The organism is Halalkalibaculum sp. DA3122, from assembly GCF_043951865.1.
In the GTDB taxonomy this organism is placed as follows: domain Bacteria; phylum Bacteroidota; class Rhodothermia; order Balneolales; family Balneolaceae; genus JAMQKA01.
Window position 1 is genome coordinate 1 of sequence record NZ_JBINJF010000074.1, and the last position, 3,442, is coordinate 3,442.

3 protein-coding genes are annotated in these 3,442 nt (G+C 51.6%); all 3 read left to right on the forward strand.

Features of this window, described 5'->3' with window-relative positions:
* The first annotated feature begins 689 nt into the window (after positions 1-689).
* Genes ACG2F4_RS19120 through ACG2F4_RS19130 form a run of 3 tightly spaced genes read left to right on the forward strand, consistent with a single transcriptional unit; the run spans position 690 to position 2,999 of the window.
* Positions 690-1,058, forward strand: coding sequence for a carboxymuconolactone decarboxylase family protein (locus ACG2F4_RS19120; protein WP_395262545.1), 369 nt, complete (start codon positions 690-692; stop codon positions 1,056-1,058).
* A gap of 11 nt (positions 1,059-1,069) precedes the next feature.
* Positions 1,070-2,221 (forward strand): BamA/TamA family outer membrane protein, encoded by a 1,152-nt coding sequence (locus ACG2F4_RS19125; RefSeq protein ID WP_395262546.1) that lies wholly within the window; start codon positions 1,070-1,072, stop codon positions 2,219-2,221.
* Between the two features lie 31 nt (positions 2,222-2,252).
* Positions 2,253-2,999: a uroporphyrinogen-III synthase gene (locus ACG2F4_RS19130; RefSeq protein WP_395262547.1), complete on the forward strand. Its 747-nt coding sequence runs from the start codon at positions 2,253-2,255 to the stop codon at positions 2,997-2,999.
* Positions 3,000-3,442 lie beyond the last annotated feature (443 nt).

Genomic DNA, 3,442 nt, shown 5'->3' on the forward strand with positions numbered 1-3,442 from the left:
CTAATTCTTCATTTTTCATTCCTCACTGAACATCCCCCTGCACCCCCTTCGAACATCATTTACCGCTTTTCCATCATAACTGCCACAAGGGGGAACCCCCCGCGTTCTTCTTCCCGGTACCCCTTCGAAATTCATAATTTTTAATTCTTCATTCATAATTCCCATCCTCCGGTGGTGAATGGGGCACCAGCTGCAGCCTGTGCAGGCGTGGATGTTGATGGTCCGTCACGCCTGCTGCCCGCTATCAAAACCTTCACCGGCAGGGCATCCACAAACGCCTGCTTCGGCCTCCGCGCCCCATTCAAGGCCGGGAAGGGCAGGGTAGCATTTGTAGCTTGCTCCCTCGTCAGACAGCACTTCTTCCGGTATCGGACATGGTGCAATACCTCGTTGGTAGGACCTCCTCCTTCACAATCCCAAATTCCATAATCCTTAATCCTTCATTCACCTGTGGAAATTCGTTGAGACGCAACATGTCGCGCCTGTACAGGATCCCGGTTTCATCAGTTGAAAACTGCAGTATGATTTATATATGAAGATTTTACAGGTGCAAATTAAATGGAATTAGGAAGAACAACGGTTTTGCAAAGATTTCCCACAAAGGTCTCCTAAATAAAAAGGCATTAAAAGTTCAGAATAATATATGCTATCTTTACCAGCTTGATTCTAGAGTGATAAACTGGATGCATATGAGTGAACAAGACACAAGCCGGCTGGAAAAATTCCGTGTGCGCCGCGCGGAGATGAATGACAAGATTATGGACCTGGATCATCTCGGTATCAAACGATTTTTTAATCTCGATGCGAATACCTACCGAGATGGGGCCTTGTCTTCCCAAACCAAAGAGCTGCTGGGACTGGTGGCCTCAACAGTGATGCGCTGTAACGACTGTATCGACTACCACCTGGAGCAGTGTGCCGAAGCCGGGTTCAGCAAGCAGGAGATTGTTGACGCCCTGAATGTGGCGTTGACGGTGGGAGGGAGCATCGTCATTCCGCATCTTCGACACGCCGTTGAAACCCTGGAGCTGCTGGAAAAAGAGGGGGCGCTGGATTGAACAGGGATCGCATGGTTACATATTTGCAGCTTTCTGTTTTCGGGCTGTTTGCCCTTTGCCTGCTCAGCAGGCCGGCGCACGCCCAGATAGGAACCGGCCCGGTGGGAGCTGATTCGGTGCAGTCCACCCTGTTCCCGGCACTGGCATACGACTCGGACCTGGGACTTATCGGGGGCGGCCTGTACAGCCGGATTGACTACAGCGGGGGCGTTACTCCCTTCCGGAATTATATTAAATCTACGGCCCTGCTCTCCACCAGGGGCATGTTCAGCCTGGAGCTGGAATATGACCAGACACAGACCTTCGGGACCGACATCCGCAGTACGCTCTCGATTTTTGCCTATCGTTTTATGTATGATTACTACTTCGGCATCGGGAACAACACCCCATTTGATGAACAGCGGTTTGACGAGGAGTACTATTTTTTCGAATCAAAAAAGATTGAGGTTGCCTACGAAGGGCGCCAGCCGTTATTCAGGGACCGGGATGCCCGATTTGACCTGCTTTTTGGAATCGGCACGAAGTATGAGCTGCCGTCGGTAAAGGAAGAGGTCTCAAAGTTTAATGCAGACCGCCCGAAAGGACTCTCGGGCGGGTGGATCAACACCGTCAGTACCGGTTTTATCTGGGAAAACAGGAACAGCGAGTTTGATCCCACGTCCGGCAACCGGGCGAAAGTGGAACTGCGCGCTTCCCCCACGTTTTTATTAAGTGATTACGGGCTGGTGACGCTCGAAGGCGATTTCCGCCAATACTTCCGGCTATTTAACTGGGTAACAGTGGCAAACCGGCTGCAAGGCCGCCACGCCTCCGGCGATCTCCCGTACTGGGAACTTTCTGCGCTCGGGAATAACGAGACGCTCAGGGGATATGCCCTGAACCGTTTCCTGGGGAATTCATCCATCGCCTACTCCCTGGAAGTGCGGAAATGGGTGTTCAACTTTCCCCGGTACCAGATCAAGCTGGGTGGACACTTTTTTACGGATGTGGGTCGTGTTTTTACGGAGAAGGATGACTGGGGCGACCTGTTTTCGGATTACAAGCAGACGGTGGGCGTGGGTGGCACGATGTCGCTGTTTAGTCCCGATTTTATCCTGCGGGGCGAAGCGGGATTTTCGGAGGATATGATGCGGATTTACGTGGGAATCGGATATACATTTTAACGTTTTAAACAAAAAGATATACGGTCAAAGCATGTCAACGGATCTAACCATACTGCTGACTTCAGCAATGGAGGATGCAGAGGATTTTTTGGAATGGAGCGGGGAGAAAGAGATCAGCGTTCTTCACCTTCCGCTCGAAAGATATGTGCCGCTTGAGACCGATACCGGCGACCTGCCCGCACTGCTGGAGGAAACTGAAAATATTATCTACGGTCACAAGCGAAACGCCCGTTTTTTTATTGAACAGGCCAGGGAGCAAAACCTGCTGGAAGTAATAAAAAATCGTATCAACCTGGTCAGCCACCAGCGTGCCGCGGATTACCTCGAAGAGCAGGGCGTCCCGGCGATATTTCCGGGCAGCGAAGAGCCGATTAAAATGCTGGAGTTTTTAATGCGCCTGCGCCGGCTGGGTACGGTGTTCTATCCCTGTGGCACCCACAAAAATGAAGAGATCCCCGGTCTGCTCAAGGAGCTCGATATTGAAGTCAACGAGCGGGCTTTTTACGAGTTGAAAGGACCGACCGGCAATGAGCTGGAGACCTACCAGGGCTGGATACGCGATCATCAACCCGATACCGTTGTCTGCCACTCACGGCGGGCCGTCAACCGTATCGGGGCCGCTTTTCCCGAGGTGTTTGCGTCAGCATCATCCATTATCGCCGGAGATCGGGCTGTGGCAGAGAAGCTTGCCGGCGACCACAAGGTACAGGCAGACGTAGTCGCCGAGGGCGACTGGCCCTCTATTTTTGAGCGGGTAAAGGAATTGGCAGGGGGATAGGTTGTCCCTTTTGGCTTGACCCAAAAGGAACCAAAAACTCAAGAAGAATTTAACTCCTCGCGGCGGAATTCGTTTGTTGTCGCTGCTTAGGTTCGTCGCCCGCCCCTCGTCAGACAGAAATTCTTCCGGTCTTGGGCATGATGCTATAACTCGTTCAAACGATCTCCCCTTCGAAATTCATCATTTCTAATTCTTCATTTTTCATTCCTCACTGAACATCCCCCTGCACCCCCTTCGAACATCATTTACCGCTTTTCCATCATTGCTGCCACAAGGGGGAACCCCCCGGGTTCTTCTTCCCGGCACCCCTTCGAAATTTGTTATTCGTTGTTAGAAATTTTTATTCCCCCATCCGCCCTGCAGAAATTTTTGTGGAATACAGTGCCCGGAGCCGGAGCGTTAAGAAACCATTGCTGTTTGAGATCCGCGTTTTTCAGCGGATC